The organism is Microbacterium proteolyticum (genome assembly GCF_029639405.1).
Taxonomy (GTDB): domain Bacteria; phylum Actinomycetota; class Actinomycetes; order Actinomycetales; family Microbacteriaceae; genus Microbacterium.
Genome location: NZ_CP121274.1, coordinates 3651993 through 3675797 on the forward strand (window position 1 = coordinate 3651993; position 23805 = coordinate 3675797).

Annotated in this window: 22 protein-coding genes and 1 tRNA gene; 14 read left to right on the forward strand and 9 right to left on the reverse strand. The window is 69.5% G+C overall.

The window, feature by feature from the left end; genetic code table 11:
* Positions 1-15: 15 nt before the first annotated feature.
* Complete coding sequence (pstB, locus tag P8R59_RS18290; protein ID WP_077052096.1) at positions 16-795, forward strand: phosphate ABC transporter ATP-binding protein PstB; 780 nt, start codon at positions 16-18, stop codon at positions 793-795.
* Positions 796-852: 57 nt separating this feature from the next.
* Here the strand turns inward: pstB and P8R59_RS18295 are convergent, their stop codons facing one another.
* The 4 genes from P8R59_RS18295 to sigK form a co-directional block, all read right to left on the reverse strand.
* Complete coding sequence (locus tag P8R59_RS18295; RefSeq protein WP_278102214.1) at positions 853-1737, reverse strand: aminodeoxychorismate lyase; 885 nt, start codon at positions 1735-1737, stop codon at positions 853-855.
* Positions 1738-2008: 271 nt separating this feature from the next.
* Positions 2009-2647, reverse strand: coding sequence for a DNA-directed RNA polymerase subunit beta (locus P8R59_RS18300; protein ID WP_278102215.1), 639 nt, complete (start codon positions 2645-2647; stop codon positions 2009-2011).
* A gap of 52 nt (positions 2648-2699) precedes the next feature.
* Positions 2700-3512 (reverse strand): anti-sigma factor, encoded by an 813-nt coding sequence (locus P8R59_RS18305; RefSeq protein ID WP_278102216.1) that lies wholly within the window; start codon positions 3510-3512, stop codon positions 2700-2702.
* Positions 3509-4111, reverse strand: a complete 603-nt coding sequence (sigK, locus tag P8R59_RS18310; protein ID WP_175627645.1) for an ECF RNA polymerase sigma factor SigK — start codon at positions 4109-4111, stop codon at positions 3509-3511. Before sigK ends, P8R59_RS18305 begins: the two co-directional genes overlap by 4 nt.
* A gap of 323 nt (positions 4112-4434) precedes the next feature.
* Between sigK and P8R59_RS18315 the strand changes: the two genes are divergently transcribed.
* Positions 4435-5103, forward strand: coding sequence for a fasciclin domain-containing protein (locus tag P8R59_RS18315; RefSeq protein ID WP_278102217.1), 669 nt, complete (start codon positions 4435-4437; stop codon positions 5101-5103).
* Between the two features lie 92 nt (positions 5104-5195).
* Here P8R59_RS18315 and P8R59_RS18320 read toward each other — a convergent pair whose 3' ends face one another.
* A complete protein-coding gene (locus P8R59_RS18320) occupies positions 5196-6245 on the reverse strand; it encodes an ABC transporter substrate-binding protein (RefSeq protein ID WP_278102218.1) in 1050 nt (349 codons plus the stop codon).
* Positions 6246-6268: 23 nt separating this feature from the next.
* On the opposite strand from P8R59_RS18320, the gene P8R59_RS18325 reads away from it, so the two are divergent.
* The 4 genes from P8R59_RS18325 to P8R59_RS18340 all read left to right on the forward strand — a co-directional run bounded on the left by P8R59_RS18325 (position 6269) and on the right by P8R59_RS18340 (position 9778).
* A complete protein-coding gene (locus P8R59_RS18325; protein ID WP_278102219.1) occupies positions 6269-7318 on the forward strand; it encodes a FecCD family ABC transporter permease in 1050 nt (349 codons plus the stop codon).
* The gene (locus P8R59_RS18330) at positions 7315-8322 is read left to right on the forward strand and encodes a FecCD family ABC transporter permease (protein ID WP_278102220.1); all 1008 of its coding nucleotides are present in this window, start codon (positions 7315-7317) and stop codon (positions 8320-8322) included. Before P8R59_RS18325 ends, P8R59_RS18330 begins: the two co-directional genes overlap by 4 nt.
* A gap of 196 nt (positions 8323-8518) precedes the next feature.
* Positions 8519-8594: transfer RNA gene (locus P8R59_RS18335), tRNA-Lys, on the forward strand.
* Between the two features lie 110 nt (positions 8595-8704).
* Positions 8705-9778: a DUF4062 domain-containing protein gene (locus P8R59_RS18340; protein WP_278102221.1), complete on the forward strand. Its 1074-nt coding sequence runs from the start codon at positions 8705-8707 to the stop codon at positions 9776-9778.
* A gap of 236 nt (positions 9779-10014) precedes the next feature.
* Here the strand turns inward: P8R59_RS18340 and P8R59_RS18345 are convergent, their stop codons facing one another.
* On the reverse strand, positions 10015-14127 hold the full coding sequence (locus P8R59_RS18345; protein ID WP_278102222.1) for a hypothetical protein: 4113 nt from the start codon (positions 14125-14127) through the stop codon (positions 10015-10017).
* Positions 14128-14757: 630 nt separating this feature from the next.
* Between P8R59_RS18345 and P8R59_RS18350 the strand changes: the two genes are divergently transcribed.
* The 3 genes from P8R59_RS18350 to panB are packed head-to-tail and all read left to right on the forward strand — an operon-like array spanning position 14758 to position 17266.
* Positions 14758-15519 carry a Rossmann-like and DUF2520 domain-containing protein gene (locus P8R59_RS18350; RefSeq protein WP_278102223.1) on the forward strand — a complete coding sequence of 254 codons (762 nt, stop codon included), beginning with the start codon at positions 14758-14760 and terminating at the stop codon, positions 15517-15519.
* Entirely contained in the window at positions 15516-16406 is an 891-nt protein-coding gene (panC, locus tag P8R59_RS18355; RefSeq protein ID WP_278102224.1) for a pantoate--beta-alanine ligase, read from the forward strand. Before P8R59_RS18350 ends, panC begins: the two co-directional genes overlap by 4 nt.
* The gene (panB, locus tag P8R59_RS18360) at positions 16403-17266 is read left to right on the forward strand and encodes a 3-methyl-2-oxobutanoate hydroxymethyltransferase (RefSeq protein ID WP_278102225.1); all 864 of its coding nucleotides are present in this window, start codon (positions 16403-16405) and stop codon (positions 17264-17266) included. The genes panC and panB overlap by 4 nt, the downstream gene beginning before the upstream one ends.
* Here the strand turns inward: panB and P8R59_RS18365 are convergent.
* Positions 17263-17694 (reverse strand): VOC family protein, encoded by a 432-nt coding sequence (locus tag P8R59_RS18365; protein WP_278102226.1) that lies wholly within the window; start codon positions 17692-17694, stop codon positions 17263-17265. The two genes, panB and P8R59_RS18365, sit on opposite strands and share 4 nt — an antisense overlap.
* A gap of 77 nt (positions 17695-17771) precedes the next feature.
* Positions 17772-18872: an MFS transporter gene (locus tag P8R59_RS18370; protein WP_278102227.1), complete on the reverse strand. Its 1101-nt coding sequence runs from the start codon at positions 18870-18872 to the stop codon at positions 17772-17774.
* A 59-nt stretch (positions 18873-18931) separates the two neighbouring features.
* Here P8R59_RS18370 and P8R59_RS18375 point away from each other — a divergent pair, with 59 nt between their 5' ends.
* The 5 genes from P8R59_RS18375 (at position 18932) to P8R59_RS18395 (ending at position 22213) form a co-directional block, all read left to right on the forward strand.
* On the forward strand, positions 18932-19504 hold the full coding sequence (locus P8R59_RS18375) for a TetR/AcrR family transcriptional regulator (RefSeq protein WP_278102228.1): 573 nt from the start codon (positions 18932-18934) through the stop codon (positions 19502-19504).
* An 86-nt stretch (positions 19505-19590) separates the two neighbouring features.
* Positions 19591-20574: a 3,4-dioxygenase subunit beta gene (locus tag P8R59_RS18380; protein ID WP_278102229.1), complete on the forward strand. Its 984-nt coding sequence runs from the start codon at positions 19591-19593 to the stop codon at positions 20572-20574.
* A 28-nt stretch (positions 20575-20602) separates the two neighbouring features.
* The gene (locus P8R59_RS18385; RefSeq protein ID WP_278102230.1) at positions 20603-20842 is read left to right on the forward strand and encodes a twin-arginine translocase TatA/TatE family subunit; all 240 of its coding nucleotides are present in this window, start codon (positions 20603-20605) and stop codon (positions 20840-20842) included.
* Entirely contained in the window at positions 20839-21606 is a 768-nt protein-coding gene (gene tatC, locus P8R59_RS18390) for a twin-arginine translocase subunit TatC (protein ID WP_278102231.1), read from the forward strand. Before P8R59_RS18385 ends, tatC begins: the two co-directional genes overlap by 4 nt.
* A gap of 4 nt (positions 21607-21610) precedes the next feature.
* Complete coding sequence (locus P8R59_RS18395) at positions 21611-22213, forward strand: hypothetical protein (RefSeq protein WP_278102232.1); 603 nt, start codon at positions 21611-21613, stop codon at positions 22211-22213.
* Between the two features lie 173 nt (positions 22214-22386).
* Here the strand turns inward: P8R59_RS18395 and P8R59_RS18400 are convergent, their stop codons facing one another.
* The gene (locus P8R59_RS18400) at positions 22387-23775 is read right to left on the reverse strand and encodes a glycosyltransferase (RefSeq protein ID WP_278102233.1); all 1389 of its coding nucleotides are present in this window, start codon (positions 23773-23775) and stop codon (positions 22387-22389) included.
* Between the last annotated feature and the right edge of the window lie 30 nt (positions 23776-23805).

A 23805-nucleotide genomic window follows, 5' to 3' on the forward strand; every position in this document is an offset into this window, starting at 1 on the left:
CCCAGGAAGGTATCCGTGTCCAAGCGCATCGAGGTCGAAGACCTCAACGTCTACTACAGCGACTTCCTCGCGGTCGAAGGCGTCTCCATCGACATCCAGCCCCGCACCGTCACGGCCTTCATCGGTCCGTCCGGCTGCGGCAAGTCCACCTTCCTCCGCACGCTGAACCGCATGCACGAGGTCATCCCCGGGGGTCACGTCAAGGGCCGCGTGCTGGTGGACGGCGACGACCTCTACGGCCCGGGCGTCGACCCCGTGCTCGTGCGTCGTCACGTCGGCATGGTGTTCCAGCGCCCGAACCCGTTCCCGACGATGTCGATCCGCGAGAACGTCCTGGCCGGCGCGAAGCTCAACAACAAGCGCCTCTCCAAGAGCGACGGCGACGCGCTCGTCGAGAAGTCGCTGCAGGGCGCGAACCTGTGGAACGAGGTCAAGGACCGTCTCGACAAGCCGGGCGGCGGCCTCTCCGGCGGTCAGCAGCAGCGTCTGTGCATCGCCCGCGCGATCGCCGTCTCGCCCGACGTCCTGCTGATGGACGAGCCGTGCTCCGCGCTCGACCCGATCTCGACCTTCGCGATCGAGGAGCTCATCTCCGAGCTGAAGAATCAGTACACGATCGTCATCGTGACGCACAACATGCAGCAGGCGTCCCGCGTGAGCGACAAGACGGCGTTCTTCAACATCGCCGGCACCGGCAAGCCGGGCAAGCTCATCGAGTACAACGACACCTCGGCGATCTTCACCGCCCCCACGGTCCAGGCGACCGAGGACTACGTGTCGGGACGCTTCGGGTAAGCACCCGCTCCCCCGCGCGATGGCCCCGCTCCGGCGGGGCCATCGTCGTCTCCGCGCTCAGTCGCGCGGCGAGAGCAGGTAGGCGTTGAGCTCGTCGGTGAAAGCGTGGTCGACGGCTTTCGCTTCGCCGTCGACCGCGGAGATCGGCGCGGCGAGCCGGACGCTCGACAGCAGCCACGCGGCATCCGCTCGGCCGAGATCCGACACCGGCACCGTCTCGTACGCGGTCTCGAAGCCGCGCTGCTCGAGGTGGGCGAAGAGGCTCAGCTGCGTCGTTCCGTGCAGGATGCCGGCGTTGGGTGTGGGGGTGACGAACCGGCCGCCGAAGCGGAGGACGATGGATGCCGTGGGCGCCTCCAGCACGAACCCGTCGCTGGTGACGAACACCGCGTCATCCGCTCCGCGCCTCTTCGCCTCGCGGATGGCGGCCATGTTCACCGCGTACGACAGCGTCTTGGCGCCCAGGAGCAGCCACGGCGCCCGGGCGGGGACGTCGAGCGCGTAACCGCGGTCGAGCGCGGCGATCCGCACGCCCTCCGTGCGCGAGCGCGCGTTGTCGGGCGCGTCGGCGAGGGTGAGCCACGCGGTGGGTGCGGGGCCGTGCTCGACGCCGCGGCTGAGGATCAGCTTGATGACGCTCTCGCCCGCGGGCGCCTCGGCGGCCGCCCGGTCGATCGCGGCGCGCCACTGGTCGAGGTTCGGCTCCGGAAGGTCGCAGAGCCCCGCGGAGTGCGCCAGTCGCGCGAGGTGGGGGCCGACTTCCTGCGGGTGGCCGTCGACCACGCCGAGGGACTCGAAGACCCCGTCGCCGCGCTGCGCGCTGAGGTCGCCGACGCGCAGGGCGGGGCCGTCCGGATCGATCACCGCGAGCGTGTCGGAGAAGTCGTCTCGCCGGATGTCGGATGCCACGGGGTCGATCACGAGAGCGAAACGCCAAGCCATGGATCGACCCTATGCCCTCGTATCGACACGCCCGGGTCGCGTCAACCACCTCGCCGGAGGGAATGCTCCAGGCGCGCTCTTGTTACACTTCCCTAGCCGGGCCGCAGTAACCCCGGGCTCCATCTTCTGCCGCTATGAGCGGCCTTGCGCCGAGAGGCGTTCTGCGGCCCGGCACTTTCTCTTCCCGGGCGTCGCCCGACATCGCCGAGTGTCCGGGACACGCCGGAGTGGTCTCCCCCGCGGCGGCGCGTCCTGGACAGTCGGCGGCGCGTCAGGTCAGCGCGTCGCGGCGCCACAGAGCGGCGGCGGCCGCGAGATCGTCGGCGTACGTCGACAGACGCAACGCCCGCGTGGTCAGCGCCGTCGCGCGCTCGGACTCGGTGTTCTCGTAGTCGTCGGCGAGGTGGGTGGCGCCCGTCGCCTGCACGCGGCAGAACGCCGCTGCCCGCTCGAGAGCGACGGCGAAGTCGCCCTCGAAGAGCCCGCGCAGGATCGTGTCGATGAGCTGCACCAGCTCTTCGGGCCCGGCGGGGGCGGGCGCGCCGACGACGACCGGGTCGACTGTCGCCATCTCCGCTCGGCCACGCTCGAAGAGCAGCGCGGCGGTGGCGGCGTCGTCGTGGATCATGAGCTGCAGCAGATACAGCCGCCACAGCGCACCGGGGAGTGACCGGGCGGGCGAACGCGACCACAGCTCGGCGATGTCGTCGATGCCGTGGTCGTCGGTGAACGCCACGAGCCGCTCGACGACGTCGACCGTGGGGTCGGCGCGCACGCGGGACAGGAGAGCCTGGGCGGTGCTGTGCGCGACGCGGGAGACCTCGGCCGGGTCGTCGGCCGCGAACAGCCGATCGAACAGCTCCGCCGGGCGCCGGACAGGTTTGTGGAATTCGCGAGGGGAATCGCTCATCGTTCCAGGCTAGAGCGTGAGCGCCGAGCCCCGGGCCGGAGCGATCGTCCGTTCAGGCCGTGGCCACCGCGACGACGGGTGCCGAACTCGGCGTTCCGTCGGGCGATCCGCCGGCGGGTTCCACGGTGACGGCGATGACATCGCCCGAGTGGAACTCGCCCTGGAGGACCGCGGTCGCCTTGCCGTCGGCATCCGTCGTGAAGATCCCGGCGGCGATGGCCGTGTCGTCCCGCACGAACCACAGTTCGTACGTCTTGTCGCTCGGCAGGGCCGACATCTTGTCGGTCACGAGGACGCTCTGACCGGTGGATGCCGACCAGTGCGCCGTCACGACGGCACCGTCGGTCGTCGTCGCCGTCGCGGACTGTGCGTCGGGGGCCGTGGTGACCTGCTCGAGCGCCACCAGCGATGCCGGTCGAGTGAGCTGCTGACCGATCGTGACGGCACCGAAGCCGAGCACGAGGACGGCGACGATCGACGCGGCGAGCGTGAACCAGCGACGCAGACCCCAGCCGGACCCGGCCGAGGGCCCGACGGCCACGGCTTCGAGCTCCGGTTCGACCGGGGCGGGACCCGCGGCGGCGTAGTCCTCGAGGTCGGCTGAGTTGCGCTCGGGCTCGGGCTCGGACGCGCCGACCTGCGGGAGGTCGGTGATCCGCGCCATCAGTGAGGCGCGGACGGATGCCGGCGGTTCGACCGGCACGACGGTGTCCGCGATCGCGGCGACCGCGTCGGCGGCATCCCGAACGTGGGAGGACCAGTGCGGGTTGCCCGCGAGAGCCTCCTGGTACGCGCGTTCATCTGCATCGGAGAGCGCATTCAGCGCGTGACCGGCAGCGAGGTCGGCGAAATCCCTCTCGTTCACTTGTCCACCCCCATCTCGATTCTCAAGCGCGACAATCCGTCGCGCATCCTGGTCTTGACCGTGCCGAGCGGCGCCCCGACGAGGGTAGCGATCTCACTTTGGCTGTACCCACCGAAATAGGCCAGCGTGAGCGCTTCTCTCTGGGCTTCGGGAAGCGTCGCGAGTGCATCGACGACGCGCCGCCCTTCGATCTTGAGTTCTACTTTCTCAGAGACATCGTCGTATGCGACGTCCAGATCCCGGAAGCCCGCGCGCACGTCCCGATCGACACTCGACTGCGACGACCGCACGCGGTCGACAGCCCGTCGATGAGCGATCGTGAGAACCCACGAGCGTCCTTGACCTTTGTTCGGAGTGAAGCGCGCGGCGGATTGCCAGATTTCCAGGAACACCTCCTGGAGCACTTCTTCGCTCTGCGACCGGTCGACGAGCACCCGCAGGATGAGACCGAACGCGCGAGCCGACAGGGTGTCGTACAGCTCGGCGAACGCGGTGCGGTCGCCCGTGGCGACCTTCTGCAGCAATTCTCCGACGTGGTCGACGTGGTCCGCCCCATCCTCGGGGAGAGAGAAACCGTCGATCACCATGCACTCCAGCATGCCGCACGCGCAGAGGACTTCCCTTCCTCGCGCGCGCGTGGCGCGCATGAGGTACGCAACCGTGACTCTTCCCTGCCCCACCGGGGCTCCCACGACCGCCAGGCGGCATCCCAGAAAATATTCCGGAGAATATTTATGGGCGTTTGACCTGGGCTTTATCGCCAATGCAGGCACCGATTCGACCCCGGCTCGCAACAATCCGCAATCCGATCGGGAGGGGGTCCCGAAGACCCTGTGTACGCCGCAACACGGCGAACCGCCCCCCGCACCGGGGTGTCCTAAACGGGTCGCAGCCGCGGTCCGAACGATTTCGGAGGAATGTCATGCTGAAGAACAAGAAGCCTGTCGTCGCCGGTCTCGCCCTCGTCCTGGGCTCGGCCTTCGCTCTCACCGCATGTTCGGGTGGCTCCACCACCGCCGGCGGAACCACCGAGGAGTCCACCGCTCCTTCCATGGCCGCGTCGCCCTCGGCGACGTCGAGCATGATGGACCCGGCCGCCAACCTCGTGGGCCCCGGTTGCGCCGACTACGCCGCCGCCGTTCCCTCGGGCGCCGGTTCGGTCGAGGGCATGGCCGCTGACCCGGTCGCCGTCGCCGCCTCGAACAACCCGCTCCTGAAGACCCTCACGGCTTCGGTCAGCGGCCAGCTCAACCCCAACGTGAACCTGGTCGACACCCTCAACGGTGGCGAGTTCACGGTCTTCGCTCCGGTCGACGACGCGTTCGCGAAGATCGACTCCGCGACCATCGACACCCTGAAGACCGACTCCGACCTCCTGACCAAGATCCTCACGTACCACGTGGTCCCCGGCCAGATCGCTCCGGACGCGATCGACGGCACGCACACCACGGTCGAGGGCCAGGACGTCACCGTCTCGGGCTCGGGCGACTCGATCAAGGTCAACGACGCCAACGTCATCTGCGGTGGCGTGCAGACGGCCAACGCCACCGTGTACCTCATCGACTCGGTGCTGATGCCCCCGGCCATGTGATCTCACATGTCCGGACCGATCACTGACTGATCGGACCTGACGGCGAGCGCCGGACCCCAGGCGAGGGGGTCCGGCGCTCGCTCTTTGTGCGTTCAGCCGCCGATCACGCGCACGATCTCGTCCTGGACGAGGCGCGCTGCGGTAGGACCGGCGTTCATGAACCACGGGTCGAAGTCGACCGTCGTCGTGCGGCCGTCGGTGACCGCGCTCAGCGTCGACCAGAGCGGGGCGGACTCGATGAACGTCACCCCCTGACCGGTTCCCGCGTAGAAGACGTGGTCGGCGTCCGCGAGGTCGAGCTGCTCGGCACTGACGTCCTGCGAGGTCTCGTCGAACCGCTGGGATTCCGGTCGAGCGAGGCCGAGGTCCTGCGCGAGACCGCCCGCGAAGGACGGGACGCCCATGATGCGCGTGCGGTCTCCGGTGGACTGGAGGAACGAGACCGTCGGCGCCTCCGCCGGAAGCGTCTGAGCGAAGGCGCCGCTGTCGGACTGCAGGGCGTCGAGGTCGGCGCGAGCGTCGCCCTCCTGGCCGAGTGCGTCGGCGATGAGGAGGAAGTCGCTCTTCCAGTTCACGCCGTTGCCCTTGGTGACCACCGTCGGCGCGATGGCGGACAGCGCATCGAAGATCTCGGTGCCCCGCGTGGAGTTGACGAGGATGAGATCGGGGTCAGCCTGGGCGATCGCCTCGAGGTCGGGTTCGGTCCGCTCGCCGATGTCGGCCATCGCGTCGAGCTGCGCCGCATCCGAGGCGAACGCATCGCGCAGGTACTGCGGCACCAGCCCGCTGTTCTCCGCCCGCGTCGCGGCCACGGGGACCTCGCCGAGGGTGAGGACGGCATCCAATTGTCCGGTCGAGACGACGGCGATCCGCGTGGGGGCGGCGGGGATCTCGGTCGTTCCCGCGAAGTGCGTCACCGCGCGGGGGAAGACACCGTCGGCCTCGCTCGACCCCATGCCCGGCTCGAGGTCGCGCGCCACGACCCACTCGCCGGTGGACCCGGCCTCCGCGTCGGGGAGGGCGGGGGCGGGAGCGGCGGAGGCGCAGCCGGCGAGCGCGATGAGCACGCCGACGGTTGCGGCGGCCGAGGCCAGCCGACCTCGGGAACGTGAGCGGGGAGACGGGAAACGAAGGGATGCCATGCAGTTAGGTTAGCCTTAGCTATATGCCGCTGAATGACGTGGGAGCTCCTCCCGCGGCGACGCTCGTCGCTGCCCGGCGGCAGCGGCGGCACGTGCGCACGGTGGTCGCGACGGTGGCGATCCTGGCGCTGCTCGCGCTGATCGTCATCGCCAGCCTGGCGGTCGGATCCCGTCCCCTCGCGTTTCCCGACGTCATCGCCGCCCTGTTCTCGGAGCGACGGGATGCCACGGGCGTCATCGTGCATGACCTCCGACTCCCCCGCACCCTCACGGCGCTGCTTGTGGGCTCCGCGCTCGGCGTCGCCGGTGTGCTGATCCAGGCGGCAACGCGGAACCCGCTGGCCGATCCGGGCCTGCTCGGGGTGAACGCGGGCGCCGCGGTGGGCATCGTCGTGGCGATCGCGTTCTTCGGCGTCGGCACCGCGAGCGGGTACGTGTGGTTCGCCTTCGTCGGTGCGGCCGCCGCGGCCACTGCGGTGTACCTCGCGGCACGCCCGAGCGGACGCTCCGGCACGGTGGGGCTGGTCCTGGCCGGGATCGCGCTGAGCGCGTGTCTCAGCGCCGTCGTGCGCATCATCACGCTCGCCGACGACGACACGTTCGACTCGTTCCGCTTCTGGGCCGTGGGCTCGTTCGAGCGCCGCGATCCCGGTGTCGCGCTGCAGCTCCTCCCCCTCGCGGTCGTCGGCCTCGTGCTGGCGGTCGCCGTCGCGCGCGGTCTCGACCAGCTGCGTCTGGGCGCCGACCTGGCACGTTCACTGGGCGTCTCGCCCGCGCTGGTGCTGGTGGCATCCGGTGCCGCGATCACGCTGCTGTGCGCCGTCGCGACCTCGGCCGCCGGCCCGCTCGCCTTCATCGGTCTGCTCGTGGCGCACGTCGTGCGCCGGGTGGGGCCGGCCGACCTGCGGGCCCAGCTCCCCCTCGCCGCCCTGGCCGGCGCGACGCTCACCCTCGCGAGCGATGTGATCGGGCGCGTGATCGCGATCCCCGCCGAGGTCGAGGCCGGGATCGTCGCCGCGTTCCTCGGCGCGCCCCTTCTGCTGTGGCTCGTGCTGAGGAAGAAGACGTCGTGAGCTCCGCCGTGCACCGCGTACGTTCCCGCCGTCGCGTCCGTTACGGGGTCGCGATCGCGCTCACGCTCGTCGTGGGCCTGACTGCGGCGGTCGTCGGCGTGCTGACCGGCTCGTTCCAGGCGTCGCCGGCCGAGGTGGCATCCGCTCTGCAAGGGACCGGAGATGCGCGCACGACGTTAGTCGTCCTGGGCATGCGGATGCCGCGCGTCGCGGCCGCGCTGCTGATCGGGGCGGCGCTGGGGCTGGCGGGGGCGGTGTTCCAGACGCTCGCGCGGAACCCGCTCGCGAGCCCCGACATCGTGGGATTCAGCGCGGGGTCGGCCACGGGCGCGCTGATCGGCCTGACCCTCATCGCGCCGACCGCCTCGCCCGCGCCCGGCGCGTGGATCGGCGGACTGCTGACCGTCGCGGTCGTGATGCTGATCGCGCGGAGCGCGGGGGTGTCGAAGGAGCGCACGATCCTGGCGGGCATCGCCCTCGCGATCCTCCTGTCCGCGGTGAACGACTACCTCCTCACCCGGGCACCTCTCGAGATCGCCCGCAACGCGAGCCAGTGGCTCTACGGCAGTCTCGCCGCCACCTCCGGGGCCGATGTCGTCACGCTCGCCCTCTCGGTCGGAGTGCTCGCCGTCGGCATCGCAGTGGTGCACCGCGACTTCCGCGCGATCGAACTCGGCGACGACACCGCGCGGGCGCTGGGTGTGCGACTCGGGCGCGTCCGCCTGTTCCTCATCGTGATCGCCGCGCTCCTCACCGGCACCGCGACCGCCGTCGCCGGCCCCATCGGTTTCGTGGCCCTCGCCGCCCCGCAGCTCGCGCGTCGGGTGACCGGGTCGGGCGGCATCCCGCTTCTCGCGTCGGCCGTGACCGGTGCAACCGTGCTGCTCGTCGCCGACGTGATCGCGCAGCGCGCGCTGGCCCCGTTGCAGATCCCGGTGGGGCTCCTCACCGGCGTGGTGGGCGGGGCGTACCTGTTCTGGGTCGTGGCGCGCGGGCGGCGGTGAGGGCGCTGGTCGGTGGCTGCGGCCGCGGGGCGGGGCCCGTGCGCGATGCGAGGCACGGCTGTGTGCGGCCGCGGGGCGAGCCGTGCGCGGTGCCGGGCGTCGGGCTGTCCGCGGGCGCGGGGCCCATGCGCAGGGCCGGGCATCGGGCTGTCCGCGGACGCGGGCACCCCTCGAGCGCCGGTAGGGTGGATGCCACGGGCCTCTAGCTCAGTCGGTAGAGCATCGGACTTTTAATCCGCGGGTCGTGGGTTCGAGCCCCACGGGGCCCACCAGTCAAGCACAGGGATCGCGCGCGTCTGCCGGGGAGACGAACAGGAAATCCCGGCGGAAACCCGTCCCATCATCCGACTCCGTGTCGGACACCGCCGATACAGTCGACATCGTGGAACGCAAGTACCAAGTCTTCGTCAGCTCGACCTATATCGATCTCGTTGAAGAGCGTCGCGAGGTGATGCAGGCACTCCTAGAGATGGACTGCTTGCCTGCCGGCATGGAGATGTTCCCGGCTGCGGATGAGGACCAATGGTCGCTCATCAAGGAGGTCATCGACGAGTGCGATTACTACATTGTCATCGTGGGAGGGCGCTACGGATCCGTCTCCGTCGAAGGAATCAGCTACACGGAGATGGAGTACGACTACGCGGTGGCATCAGACATTCCGGTACTGGGTTTCGTGCACGGCAATCCTGATGACATCCCTGCAGGCAAGTCCGAACTCGATAAGGATGCGCGCGAGAAGCTGGAAGCGTTCCGAACCAAAGTTATGTCGCGAATGGTGAAGAAGTATGCGTCGTCCGCGGAGCTCGGTTCTGTGGTCTCGCGTGGTCTCAATCGAGCCATTAAGCGCAACTCGCGGCCCGGATGGGTGCGCGGCGATCAGGCGATGACGCCCGAGGTGCGGACGCAGATTGCTGAGTTGAAGGCAGCGCTCGCAGATGCCAAGCGTGAGAAGGCCGAGGAAGAGGCAGCCGCGCGAGCAAAGCCGACTGAGCTCAACTTCGAGTACGAACACGGCGTGGACGAGGTCTCCTTTGAGTTCCACTTGAAGGGCTGGGAAAACGACCAGGGCTACCGTTACGACGCAACGGCGGAGCTGACGTACACGTGGGACGAAGTGATCGAGACCCTAGGTCCATTCATGATTGATGAAGCTCCGGAGCCCGAACTGCGCGACCGCTGGAACTCGCACATGTTCAATGACACGCAGCGCCTTGAAGGATGGCCATCCCTTTCTCGCGGGTCGGCGACCATCACGGACAGCACATGGGGTGCGATCATTGTTCAGCTTCGGGCGCTTGGGGCGATCATGGTCGGAGAAAAGAAGCGGCCACCGTCCGACAAGTCGATCTACTGGAAGCTCACTCCCGCCGGAGACGAGTATCTGGTGAGGCTCCGCGCGAAGCGCCGCGAGGCTGAAGTTGTGGACGCTGAAGCTGCTCAGCCTTCTGCGACGTAGTCCTCGAACCGGGTGACGTGCTGCGCGTAGTCGGTCGGGTACACGCGTGAGCCGATAGTGTCCGTCGGCACAACGCTCGCGTGGCCCAGCCATCGGCACACTCGGTACGGCTGGGTCGGTACCGAGGGCCCCGCGCGACATTTCGCCGCCGTCACATTCGTCATTGGCGCATCACCACGTCGAACAGGCGGAATCTCGGTTCGCAGTCTTCGCTGAGTGCTGGCGCGGGATAGTCGCTAGGGAGTGAACTCTCCCCGCGGTGTCCTCCGCCTCGACCACGAGCTGGGTACCGGCATGTTTCCGTTCACGATGATGACGGCGACCAGTGAGGGCGCCTCCGAGTTGTCCAAGCCGTGGAGAGCCGGCCTCAACCAAAACAGGTAGTTTTCTGGTGTGCCGATGGGAAGATCCTTCGGACTCATATCCAAGATCGCAAGGATGGACAAATGACGACCATCAGCGGCGGCGTACTGGGTGGTCTGGCCCATGTACTTCGGAGCTGACTCCTCGGTCGCCGCAGTCTTGCGCTCGACCTTCAGCTCGGCGGTGATCCGGTCGTGGCGAATATCTAGGAAGCCCAGCCCGAGTGGACTGCCGCGTTCCACGCGACCTTCTAGTTCGGGGTCAGAGAGGAGGTCATCAAAGAGGTCGTCGTGGAACTTCCGCTCCGAGACCTGTGTACCTCGCCGATAGCTCTTGTTCCAGGTCAGGCGAAAGCCCGATCTACACACTGCGGTGAACAAGCGACAGAACGCTTGCACTTCCTCGTCAAGGTATCCGGCAGCAGGCAATGAGGAGTACAAGTGGAGTAGCCGTTCGTCAACGACGTCATACGTCGTCATGGCATCCCGGGAAGCATCGAAGGGTCGCAAGCGGATCTGGGCGTGGCCTGCGATGTCCAGACGTGCCGTCCGCAGTCCACGTTCGCCCCTACCTGACCAACTGGCAACGACGGCGAGCGGTGGGGCGGGTTGGCCTGCAGGTAGCGAGAACCGCAGCACCAGGGTACCTTCCCCGTAGAGGACGCCAGCGAAGTCGTCGGGTCGGGTCCAATTCATCGTGGGCACCGAAATTTCGCTCGGAGACAAGCCCCCGACCAGCTCGACGTCGAGCCGATCGGCCCAGTCCGGCCACTCGTCCACATGCATCTCGACGCCGAGCTGGTACACGGTGTTGGGCGACAAAACTGCGGCACCTGTGAGCAGTTGGTTGTCCACAGAAATCATCGCCACCGCGACCGGGTCTGGTTCTCGTTCCGACTTTTGTTCCCACGGTGCATGGTCCGCGAGCGGTGCGCCCTCGATGATTACCAGGGGCAGAGGAATGTCAGCCCAACGACGGACAAGCTCGATGGGGTCGGTTTCGTCGTCACTTGCGAGCACAGCCGCGACTTCTGCTGCGAGCCTCCCGGCGAGCGGATCATTCGTGTCCATCTCCGTGTTAACACGCTCCGCTAGGGAGCGCGCGGTCCTGCGGACCAACCGACGCTTCGCTCCACGGACATCGTTGGGCGCATCGTTCAGATCGGCTTTCTCCTGGAGAAGTAGCTGTCCGCCCAGCGTGAACAGCTCGCTCGCAAGTCGCAAATAGGCAGCGGTCGGGGTCGCCCTCCGGGTTCCTGCGGCCAGGGTTGCGGCGGTTTCTCGAAGCACACGAGCATCGTCAGCAAGGTCCGTGGTGCCGACGCTGGCCACGACCCTTCTAAGAGTGGCCCGGACATCGGTCTGCTGTTGGAGGTTGTAGAGGAACGACGGGAAGCCGTTTTCGTCAAATTCTTGCTCCCCGCTGTCAGCTGCCGACTGCCCTGAAAGCGCAGAACTCACAGCATTTAGGAGAATGCGCTGACGAGTGAACGCGGGTGTTTCGGGGATCGACGATGCGAGAGCGTCCGCCAGCACGCGAGCGTCCGATTCACGTCCTGCGCGCCAGGCAGCTTCAACGATGTGAAGCCCTCGAACTACACGTTCGGGCCCAAACGATAACGCCGCGGCCCGGAGCTCTGCGACTTCGAGCCCGAGCAGTCCGGGACCACATTCCAGCAAGGACACTTCCTCCTCGTCGAAGCGCCGGTTGTAGGGAGAGTTGTAGTTCTGGTCGATGACGCGCGCGAGACGAATTCGGGCGTACTCAACCGACGTCCGAGCAGCCGGCGACCAGCTCACACGGAGAAGCTGATCGATCTCGTGCGGGGGAAGCTTGACCACCGTCGCCAACAGCAGCCGCTCCGCGGCGGAACGATCCTCCGGGAACGTCTGGATCAGCCGAGCAGCACACTCGATTCCTGGACGCACGAGTCCCGCGTTCGCTCCGCTGACTGCACTTGTTGACAAGATTTCGAGCGCGTACCTCAGTCCCTCACGGCGTGCGCTGTCGACCATCCGCAACCGGGGCAGGCTGTCCAGCAACGCGGTAATCACGCTGACGTACTGGTTCTGCATGAGGACCGGTAGAAGGTCGTCGAACAGGGTGGGGAGAGGATGACGTGACGCAACTTCGGTCCATGCCCCAATCGCGGCGACCACCATCGCAGGCGACCCGTTCATCAGGTACGTGTACAGCTCGGGGATAAGCCGTGCGAGGACTCCCGGTTGCCCCCCTTCATCTCGTCCGATCTCGCCGACGAGTCTCAGCAACCGGTAGCTCACATCGATGGGTCTATCCTCCTCCCGTTCTAGACTGAGCATTTGCAGCACAGATCTGAGAATGGGTTGAGGCTCCGCCTTCGCTGCGGCTTGGACTGCACTCAGAAGAATCGACGCTGCTGACCGCATGACCATCGACCGTGACTGCCACTCGATCTGCGCGAGATGGTCTGGCGCGTCCGAGCCCATTAGCAGCACTCGCGAGCGCGGTGACTCGGCCGCCGTCAACGCAGCAAGAAAGCCGCCCAACAGCGCGTCCACATGCGCCGTTGCCCAACCCGGATCATCGCGCGCGAGATCGAAGATGATGTCTGCGGCCGCACGCGCGACGTCGTATCCCCAGCTGCCATCGACCCGCAGTATCGAAGTCGCAAATACCCGCTCACGGAGCTCGCTGCGCTCGACTTCGGACAGCGTGGGCGCACCGCTCCCCCAACCACGGTCGGAATCGCAGAGCCGCGATAGGTGCCACCACACCTTGAAGAAGACTTCGCGCTGCTCCTCCGACACATGCTCCGCGGCGGCCGCCCACGCCTCCTCCGCCCCGCGCACTCCGCGCAGAATGAACAGTCCGACCGCTCTTTGGACGGCGGCGTGTGGATAGTGATCGTGCTCGTCCCCGTTCACTCGCAGGTTCCGAATGAGAAGCGGCACGAATTGCGCGGCGACGGGCTCCCTCGAGAGCGCTAACTGACCAATGGCCGCCGCGGCGGTCGCCCTGTCCCACTGCGGATTCGACCCCGGGTCCGTTCTTGACACGTCACCCGGCAGCAGAAGTGGAGACGCTCCGGAAGGTCCAGGAAGCATCTTCGCGAACTCCATCGCCATCGTCGCAGTCGCCTTATCGACGACGAGCTTCAGCGTCGCGGGGTCAGTAGATGTTCGCGACTCGGTGAAGCCCACGCTGTCCGCGCGAGGGCCGTAGGCGACGTAGAGAAGCGAGCGCACAACCGACTCGGAGAATCGCGCTGCTTCCGCCTGGTCCGGAAACTGCACAAGTACCCGCGCCGCATCTTCTGCAAAGCCTGTGCCGAGCGCGTCGAACGCCGCGTCAACCACAACACTCCGCCATTCACTGCGCGCTCGCGCGAGTACACGAAGGGGGCCGAGCACTCTGGAGTGCCCCCGGCGCACGAGCCCGACCGCCTCCTCCACAACGTCATCGGTGAAGATCTGAGGGGACTTCTCGGCGAGCGCTGCAACTCGCCGTACGGCCGCGGCCTGCTCTGCTGAGTCGGCGTCATCATCCGTGTCGAGGATGTCCAGATCGCTGAGAACCTTCGCCATCGCGGGGTCCACAGTTGCCTTGAGCGCGCCGCGACGCAGTGAGCGCCGCCGACGTTCCTCAGCGCGCTCCGCATCTCGCTCAGACGCTAGGCGCGCAGCTTCGGCCTCTTGGCGCTCCTCGTTCTCTACTGCGGCGGCGAGGGTGGGGAGCCGCCCCGATGGTTTCCGCAGCGAACAGCCGATGCAGTGTTCAGTGTAGAAGCTACGTGCAAGCGGACCGAAAACCGCTGACGCGCCCGAGCCATGCGCCTTCACACACTTGATACGGCGCATGTTCAAGGGGAGCTCATAGATTAGTTCAAGCATCCCTTGACCACCCCAAGGCTCGAACTCCATACGAAGGCAGTGATTCCGAGCGAGCTCCATCACTTCTGCATTCGCTTTGCCCCGCGCGATGTCGTCCTCATCACCAAAACGCACAGCTACCCCTCCCTCGTCCTGGTCACGCAGAAGTGCGTTCGGTCCAGTTCCGCACCGATGAATCCACCTTCGCGCCACGGCCCCCGCGAAGCTCGTGCAACCGATACTGCACCACCCGCTCCACTTCTTCTCGCTGGGGCAACTCGCACCCGGAGCGGCGACCATCGAGCAAAGAAGCCCGTTCCGGCCGACCACGCGACATCAGATTGGCAACATCCGCTTGGAATCGGGGTCTCCTGGTAGCTCACGCACAGTCTGAGAAATCCCGAATCAGGCGGATCTCGCTCTTCCCAAACAAATCCTCTGATAGCAATGCTCGCCAGGGGCCGCGACTATCGCGCTCACCTTGAGGCTGTCGACCTTGGCGAAGCCGAGCTCAACCGCGGAGCAACCATTGGGGACGTCTGACAGGATCGCGCCGAAGGATCGCGGCAGTTTGCGCGCGAGCCTCCGGACTACGTCCGCAACACGATCCTCTCCGTCGACTGCTGCGTCACAAGCGCCACCAGTACCCAGTTCCTGGTCTGCATCGCCGAACAGCCCCTCTCCGCCTCCTGCCATCACCTCCCCACCCACGCCGCGATACCCTGGAATCCGGCGCAGCCGCCCGTGCGGGCACCGCCCCACATTATGAAGACCTCCTCGCTCTCCGCCCTGCGTCACGACGCGCCGGTGCTCGTCGTCGGCGACGGCCGCATGGGCCGCGCACTCGCGGCCGCACTCTTGGACGCGGGCGTGCCTGTGGTCGGCCCCGCGGGCCGCGGCGAGAACGGCGCGGATGCGGGCATCGTGCTCCTGGCTGTCCCGGATGCCGCGATCGCCGACGCGGCGCGAGCCCTCGCGCCCGGCCGGCTCGTCGGGCACCTGTCGGGCGCGCTCGACCTGTCGGTGCTCGCGCCGCACGAGGCGTTCGGCATCCATCCGCTCATGACCGTCACGGGCGCCGGGGCCTCCTTCGCGGGGGTGACCGCCGCTCTCGCGGGCACGACCCCGCGCGCGCACGCGGTCGCCGCAGCGCTTGCGGGCGTGCTCGGGATGACCGGTGTCACGGTCCGCGACGAGGATCGCGCGGCGTATCACGCGGCCGCGTCGATCGCGGCGAACTTCCTCGTCACGCTCGAGGGCATGGCGGAAGACCTCGCCGCCACCGCCGGCGTCGATCGTGAGGCCCTCGTGCCGCTCGTGCGCGCGGCCGTCGAGAACTGGGCCGAGCGGGGAGCGGCCTCCGCCCTCACCGGGCCCGTCTCGCGCGGCGACGCCGCCACGGTCGACCGACAGCGGGCCGCGATCGCCGAGCGACTCCCCGATCGCCTCGCGCTCTTCGACGCGCTCGTCGAAGCCACGCAAGACCTGGCCGCGACGCAGCGCGCCGGAATCACGGCGACCCCGTGAGCGCCCGGATCGTTCGCACGGTCGCCGAACTGCGCGCCGTGCTTGCCCCGCGCCGCGCCGACGGTGTCGGCTTCGTTCCCACCATGGGGGCTCTCCACGAGGGGCACCTGTCGCTGCTGCGCGCCGCGCGGAACGCCAACGGCACGGTCGTGCTGTCGATCTTCGTCAACCCGACGCAGTTCGGCGAAGCCGCCGACCTGAACGCCTACCCGCGCACCGAGGCGGCGGATGTCGCCCTCGCCGCGGAGGCGGGCGTCGACGTGGTCTTCGCACCGTCCGTCGCCGAGATGTATCCGAACGGTTTCGCCACGACGGTCTCGGTCGGCGGCGCCATCACCGGCACGCTCGAGGGCGCGGAACGGGGGCGCTCGCACTTCGACGGCGTCGCCACCGTCGTCGCCAAGCTCCTCCTCGCCGTGCAGCCCGACCGCGCCTACTTCGGGGCGAAGGACGCCCAGCAGGTCGTCGTCGTCCGCCGGATGGTGGCGGACCTCGGCATCCCGGTCGAGATCGTCACGCGGCCCACCTCCCGCGATACGGACGGGCTCGCGCGCTCCAGCCGCAACACGCGTCTCTCGCCCGACGACCGCGCGATCGCGGCGGCGATCCCGCGGGCGCTCCGGGCGGCGCAGGATGCCTTCGCCCGTGGCATCCACGAGCCCCAGTCGCTCACGAACACGGTGCGCGCCGAACTCGACGGTCTCGACCCCGAGTACGTCGAGATCGTGGATGCCGACAGCCTCGACCCGATCGATGAGGTCGAGCGGCCCGCGCTGCTCGCGCTGGCGGTGCGCGTGGGGCCGGTGCGGCTCATCGACAACGTGGTGCTCACGCCGGGCGTCGACGATCGCATCACCCTCGGCACCGCCGAAAGGAGTCACGCATGACGAGTCCGAAGGTCACGCTGCGACGGCTCCGCGAGCTCGCCGACGCGGGGACGCCGATCGTCATGGTCACGGCCTACGACTTCGTGTCGGGGCGCGTCGCCGAGCGCGCGGGCGTCGACATGGTGCTCGTCGGCGACTCCGGCGCACAGGTCGTGCTCGGCCTCCCCGACACGACGTCGGTGACGCTCGACGAAATGCTGATGCTCGCGAAGGCCGTCCGCCGGGGTGTGCAGACCCCCCTCATCGTGTGCGACCTCCCCTTCGGCAGCACCGAGCGGAGCGACGAGCAGGCGGTCGCGACGTCGGTGCGCTTCGTGCAGGAGGCCGGCGCCGACGCGGTCAAGCTCGAGGGCGCGAACCCCGCCCGGCTCTCACGGCTCCGGGCGATCGTGGACGCCGGCATCCCCGTGGTCGGCCACGTCGGCCTCACGCCCCAGACGGCGACGGCCCTTGGCGGTCTCCGCGCGCAGGGCCGTACCGCCGACGACGCGATCCGCGTCGCGCGCGATGCGTTCGCCGTTCAGGATGCCGGAGCGTTCGCGGTCGTCATCGAAGCCGTGCCCGCCGACGTCGTGGACGAGATCCGCCGGGCGCTGCGCATCCCGGTCATCGGCATCGGGGCGGGCTCCGCCGACGGACAGGTGCTCGTGCAGCACGACCTCCTCGGGATCACCGAGGGGCGCGCGCCCGTGTTCGTGAAGCGGTATGCCGCCGTCGGCGACGCGATGGTCGAGGCCGTCGAGGCATACGCCCGCGAGGTGCGTGAGGGCGCCTTCCCCGCCGCCGAGCACGTGTACCCGGCATCCGCCGAGGTTGCGGAGGCGGTGCGCGCGTTCGTGGACGACTCGGGCCGCCGCTAGCTGCCGGTCTTCGCCCAGCCGTCGGGCGCCGCGATGTTGAACATCCACGCCACGCCCCAGGGGTCGACGAGCTCACCGTAGAAATCGCCCCAGACCTGCTTCTCCAACGGTTGGACGACCTCGGAACCACGCTCGACGAACCGCTCGTAGAACCCGGCCACGCGGTCGGTCTCGTCGCTCATGAACGCCGCCTGAGCTCGTCCCTTCCCCCAGCCTCCGGCCGGTTCGGCGAAGGCATCCGCTCCCATCACCGTGAACCCCTCGGCGCGGAGCTCGGAGTGCATCACCCCGTCGGCGGGGGCGTCGGTCATGCCGAAGTCGGCGAACGTCGAGATCGAGAGCTCGCCCCCGAAGACCGACTGGTAGAAGGTCATCGCCTCGCGGGCGTGACCGTCGAACGAGAGGTAGACGACGAGCGACGTGGGCATGGCGGCATCCTTCGAGGGAGAGTTACGGTGAGGCCCACGGTAGACCGGGCGTCCCGCGCACGGAAGAGCGCCCGGCGTCAGGACCGTGGCGCCCGCACCGCCCCCGCTGCCGCCCCCACGACGACGACGGATGCCACGACGAAGACGCTCGTGTAGCCCCACGGATTCACGAGCACCCCGAGGACGCCGGCGCCGATCCCCTGCCCCGCGACGAGCACGATGAACAGCAGCGCGGTTCCCGCCGCCGACCGGCCGGCATCGATCTGCGCGGTCCAGCCGATGAGCGCTCCCGTCGCCGCCGTGTACGCCCAGCCGAAGACGGCGGACGCCACGATCGCGACGGCGAAGTTCCCGCCGGTCGCGGTGAGGGCGAGCGTCGCGCCCGCGGCGAGCGCGCACGTGAGCACCCATGTGCGCCCGGGCCCCGCGGCCGACATGCGCGGCGACGTGAACGCCACGGCGGCGCCTCCGACGCCCAGGGCGATCCACACGAGGGTGGAGGACACGGCATCCATTCCGGCATCCACGAGAGCGACCCGGCCGAACGTCCAGACGGCAGCCGAACCGGCCCCGAACGCCAACGCGGCCGCGGTCGGCCGCGCGTGGGCGAGGAACCAGGGCGTCGGCGGCAGGGCGGCACGCCGGTCGGACGGCGCCGGCGACCGCGAGGCGCGGAGCACACCGACCCCGGCGGCGACGGCGACGACCGCGGCCACCGCCCAGACGATGCGCCACTCCGGCAGCAGCAGGAGCGCGAGGAGCCCGGCGGCGACGAGGCCCGGGCCCGTTCCGGAGTTGGCGATGTCCTGGAACGCCGGGCGGGATGCCGTGGCGGGGTGCGCGCGCAGCACGCCGACCACCCCGGGCGACGCGAGTCCGGCCCCGGCGGATCCCACCGCCGCCGCCACCGCGAAGACGACCGGGTTCGTGGCGAGCGCCATCGTCGTGGCGCCGAGCGCGGCGGAGGCCGCCGCCGTGGCGACAAGCGCCCGCGGCATCCGCGCGGCGAAGAAACCGACGACGGCGCCGACGACGTAGAGAGCCGAACCGCCGGCCGAGATCACTCCCGCGAAGTCGGCGCCGAACCCCAGGTCGCGCTGGACGTCCGGGAGGAGGAGCCCGAAGGACAGGCGCACGAGACCGTAGGTCGCGGCGATGAGCAGGAGCGCGGACGACACGACCCCCGGCGTTCGCAACAAAAACGATCGTTTCACTTTCGCGAGTCTATGGTGCTGGGATGGGCCTGCGCACCAGCACCACCGCGAAACTGCTCGATGCGGCCGACGAACTGTTCTTCACGCAGGGTGTGGCCGCCACCCCGATCGACGCCGTCCTCGACCGCGCCGGCGTGTCCGCCGCCACGATGTACCGAGGCTTCCCCAGCAAGGACGCGCTGGTCGCCGCGGCCCTCGAACGGCGCCACGCGCACTGGCTGAGAATCTGGGACGACGCCATCGCCGCCGCCCCGACCCCGAGGGCTGCACTGCTGTCCGTGTTCGACGCCCTGGACGCGTTCCGCGCACGGCCGGAAGGCGCCCGCTGGTGCGCCTTCCTCGGCACCGCCGCCGAGTACGCGGATCCGCCGGCCGCGGTCGCCGATGCGCTGCGCCACGAGACCGAGGCCTACCTCGAGCGGCTCCGCGCCCTCTCCCGGGCCGCGGGTGCGCGCGATCCCGAGACCCTGGCGGGACGACTGCTCCTGGTCGTCTCCGGAGACCTCGCGATGCGGTTGCGCGACCCGGGGGCGACCAGTCGCACGGCGCGCGACATCTCCGAGGCGCTCGTCGACGCGGCGACCGAACGCACATAGGAAGCGCATAGGCGCGATGAGGATGCCATGAGTGTCCGCCCCCGATGCTGAGGTCGTCCCCGAAACGACCGGCATCAGGAGCAACCATGACCCGCATCCCCGAACCCGACCAGACCCCCCTCGGCCCCGCCTACGAGGGCCGACTTCTCGACCGACCCGACGACGAGGTCGTCGACCAGGGCGCGTCCTTCGACATGCGCACCCTCGTCAGCCGCCGGAACGTCCTCGGCATCGTCGGACTCGGCGCCGGCGCGGTCGCGCTGGCCGCGTGCGCGCCGCAGACCGCGGCATCCACCGCGACGGCCACGGCCACCGCCACCCCGTCCGCCACGGCGACGGCCACCGCCTCGGCGACTCCGACGGCGACCGCGGCCGCCGCGGCGTACGCGTCCGAGGAGATCCCGCAGGAGACGAACGGCCCCTACCCCGCCGACGGCACCAACGGCGTCGACGTGCTGAACCAGTCCGGCATCGTCCGCAGCGACATCCGCTCGAGCCTCGACGGCGGCGCGACCGCCGAGGGCGTGCCGCTGACGTTCACCTTCACCCTCAGCGACCTGGCCAACGGCAACGCCGCGTACGCGGGCGCCGCGGTGTACGTGTGGCACTGCGACGCGGCCGGCCTGTACTCGATGTACTCCGACGCGGTCATCGACGAGACCTACCTCCGTGGCATCCAGGTGGCCGACGCGCAGGGCCAAGTGACCTTCACCACCATCGTCCCCGGGTGCTACACCGGGCGGTGGACGCACATCCACTTCGAGGTGTACCCGGATGCCGCCTCGGCGACGAACGTGTCGAACCAGATCGCGACCTCGCAGGTGGCGTTCCCGCAGGACATGCTCGACGCGGTCTACGCCCTCGACACCTACCCCGGCTCGGCGCGCAACCTCGCCCAGATCGGCAGCCTCTCCAACGACAACGTCTTCTCCGACGGGTGGGACCTCGAGATGGGCACCTTCACCGGCGACCCCTCGACCGGCTACGTCGGCACCCTCGCGGTCGCGATCGACGCGACCACCCAGGCCAGCGTGTCCTCGCCCGGCGGCGGCGGCGGATCCCGTCCCTGATTCCTCCCCACCCAGAAAAGAGAACCCCATGTTGCAGAACCTCACGGGCTGGCACGCCCTCCTCATCCTCGCGGTCGTCGTGCTGATCTTCGGCGCCGCGAAGCTCCCCGCCCTCGCACGCAGCGTCGGCCAGTCGATGCGCATCCTCAAGCAGGAATCCGAGGCAGACCGCTCCCCCGCGCCGGAGACGACCGCCATCACGTCGGTCGCCGACGCCGCACCGCGCACGGCCGAGGCCGACGCCGTTCCGCAGAGGTCCGGCGCATGAGCGCCGCCACCGTCGCCGCACGGGCGGTGATGCCGCTCGCCGGACACGCGCGCGAAGCCCGCGTCCGCTCGATGCGCGCGGCGGTGGCACTCGTGGTCGGCATCATCGCCGGCTACGCCCTGTCGGGCGGCATCCTGGAGATCCTGCGCGACCCCATCGAGCAGATCGCGCTGGCCCGGAACGCGAGCCTCAACTACGACAGCGTCTCCGCCGCGTTCGACCTCAAGGTGAAGATCGCCGTGGTCGCGGGCGTCATCCTGTCGAGTCCGGTCTGGCTGTACGAGCTGTTCGCGTTCGTCTCCCCCGGCCTCACGCCCCGCGAGAGGCGGATGACGGCCGGCTACACAACCGCCGCGATCGTCCTGTTCGCCGGCGGGTGCGCTCTCGGGTTCACGATCTTCCCGCACGTCGTGGAAGTGCTGACGAGCTTCTCCTCCGACCAGGACAATTCGATCCTGAACGCGAGCACCTACGTCGACTTCGTGGTGAAGCTCGTCGCGGCGACGGGCGTGGCCTTCGTCCTGCCCGTCTTCGTCGTGCTGCTCAACGCCGTGGGTCTGGTCTCGTCCTCGACCATCCGACGCCATTGGCGCATCGTCGTCGTCGCCATCGTCCTCTTCAGCGCGCTGGTGACGCCCGCGGCCGACGTCCTGTCCATGTTCCTGGTGGCCGCGCCCATGTCGGCGCTGTTCGCCGCCGCCCTCGTGATCACGCACCTCGCCGACCGTCGGCGTGCGCGTCGCGACGCCCTCGACCGGAGATGACCCCATGTTCGGAATGAGCCTCGAGAAGCTCGTCCTCGTGATGCTGATCGCCGCCGTGCTGATCGGGCCGACCCGTCTGCCCGACTACGCGCGTCGCCTCTCGGCGTTCACCCGCTCGGCCCGCGGACGCTGGGATGCCGCGACCACGCAGTTCGAGCAGGAGACCGGCCTCACGCGCGACCAGTGGAACCCCGACGAGTGGCGCCGCTACGACCCGCGCGAGATCGTGCGCAGCGCGCTGCGAGACGCCCCCGCCGAGATCGGCCCCCCGGCACCGGATGCCGAGACCCCGCGCCCCGCGAACGCGGCCGACGAGAGCGTGAGCGCGGCGGCATCCGACGCCCCCACGCCCGCCGATCCGTGGGCCGAGGTGCTCTCGGCACCCGAGACGCTCGCGCGGATCCGCCCCGGACAGCGGTTCATCGTGGTCGGCAGCTCCGCCCACCCCACGCGGATCGCGCTCGACGCGCTCCCCGAGCTGCACCCCGCACGTCTGGCCGCCGCGGTGGTCGACCCGGAGGAGCCGGAGCTTCCGGCGGCCCCCGCCGCCGACGCGGAGCGGAACGACACCGCGGAGAAGACAGCTTCCGTCGGCGTCGCCGCCTGAGCCGATCGGCGCCGGACCGCTATGCGGATCGGCGCCGATCGGCTTCGGCCTGGGCGGGGTCGTCGAGGCCCGTCCGCCGCCGACGTCGTCGGGCAGCAGCGCGGCCGCGGCCGCGATCGACGCTGCCCGAGCGTCGCCGCCCGAGCGGCGTCGACCCGAGAGTCGGCGGCCGGTCAGGAGTCGGCGAGCGCGCAGAGCCGTGTCGCCGGCTCCGCGAGTGTTGCCTCGAGCTCCCTACGCAGCTGTGCCCCCACCGTCTCGGGCATGAACCGCGCGGCGGCCCGACGCGCCCGCTCCGACGTCCGCGTCCAGCGGGCATCGTCGCCGAGGAGCGACACCACGGCCGCGGCGATCCCGGCGACGTCTCCCGCCGGGACGAGGATCCCGCCGTCGCCGATCACCTCGGCCGGCCCGTAGCGCACGTCGGTCGACACGACCGGCACACCTGCGGACAGCGCCTCGACGATCGCGAGCCCCTGCCCTTCGAACGCGCTGGTCGACAGGAACACGCGCGCCTTCGCCATCGCCGCGCGCACATCGTCGTCGTGACCGCGCAGACGGATCGCCTCGTCCAACCCGCGCTCGCGGATCATCGCGCGGAGGTGCTCGCGCAACGGGCCGTCGCCGTACACCTCCAGGCGGGCGCCCGGTCGCGATCGCACGACCTCCTCCCAGGCGCGGATGGCGAGGTCGACGCGCTTCTGCTCGACCAGCCGGCACGCCATGACCACCACGTCGTCACGACGCCGTGACGGGACCCGGCGCGTACGGCGCGGCAGGATCGCCGAGGGCACCGTGGCGGAGCGCACCCGGTGCGGGAATCGCTCGTCGACCTCTCGCGCCTGGGCTCGGGTGGGCCAGAGCACCAGGTCGAAACCGTCGAGCGCGTCCAGCCATCGTCGCCATCCCTCGTCGCGTACCGGCGCCGAGGCATCGGACGGGTGGGCGAGGTGGGAGTTGTGGACGGTGTGGACGATGCGCACCCGAGGGTCGCGCCACCGATCCAGCGTCTCTCCGACCTGCCGGGACTCGCAGATCACGACCAGGCGACGCTCGGCATCACCCGCCGCGTCGCGCAGGCCTTCGGCCACGTGCGAGAGCCATGCGACGTACAACGCCGCGAAGCCGGGAAGGACCCGGTCGCCCGCTCCCCCGTGCACCACCACGTTCGCCTTGGACAGGTGCCAGGCCGCGTCGGCGATGACCGGGAGCGACACGACGAGCGCACCGCGGTCGTCGCGGACCTCGCGGTAGGCCACGCCCGGCGTCGGTCCACCGGGGAAGGCCCGTGCGCGCAGCCAGCTCGGATCCCGAACGGCCTCGTCGAAGAGATTGCGCATCGTGAAGGATCCCGCCGGCACCCCGTGCGCGTGCGCGTACTCGACGGCGCGCTCGCGGTCGCCCGACGAACCGACGTCCAGGGTGAGGAGCAGGGGATGCCGCGCGCCCGCGCTGCGCAGGGTGAGCAGCCGCGAGAGCACCGCCACCGCGTAGCCCCCGTCGCGTTCGGGCGCGAATCGGCTGGTGAGTACCACTGCGTCGGCGTCGAGCTGTCCGGTCATGGCGGTCTCCTGGGGGTCGGGGGAACGGAC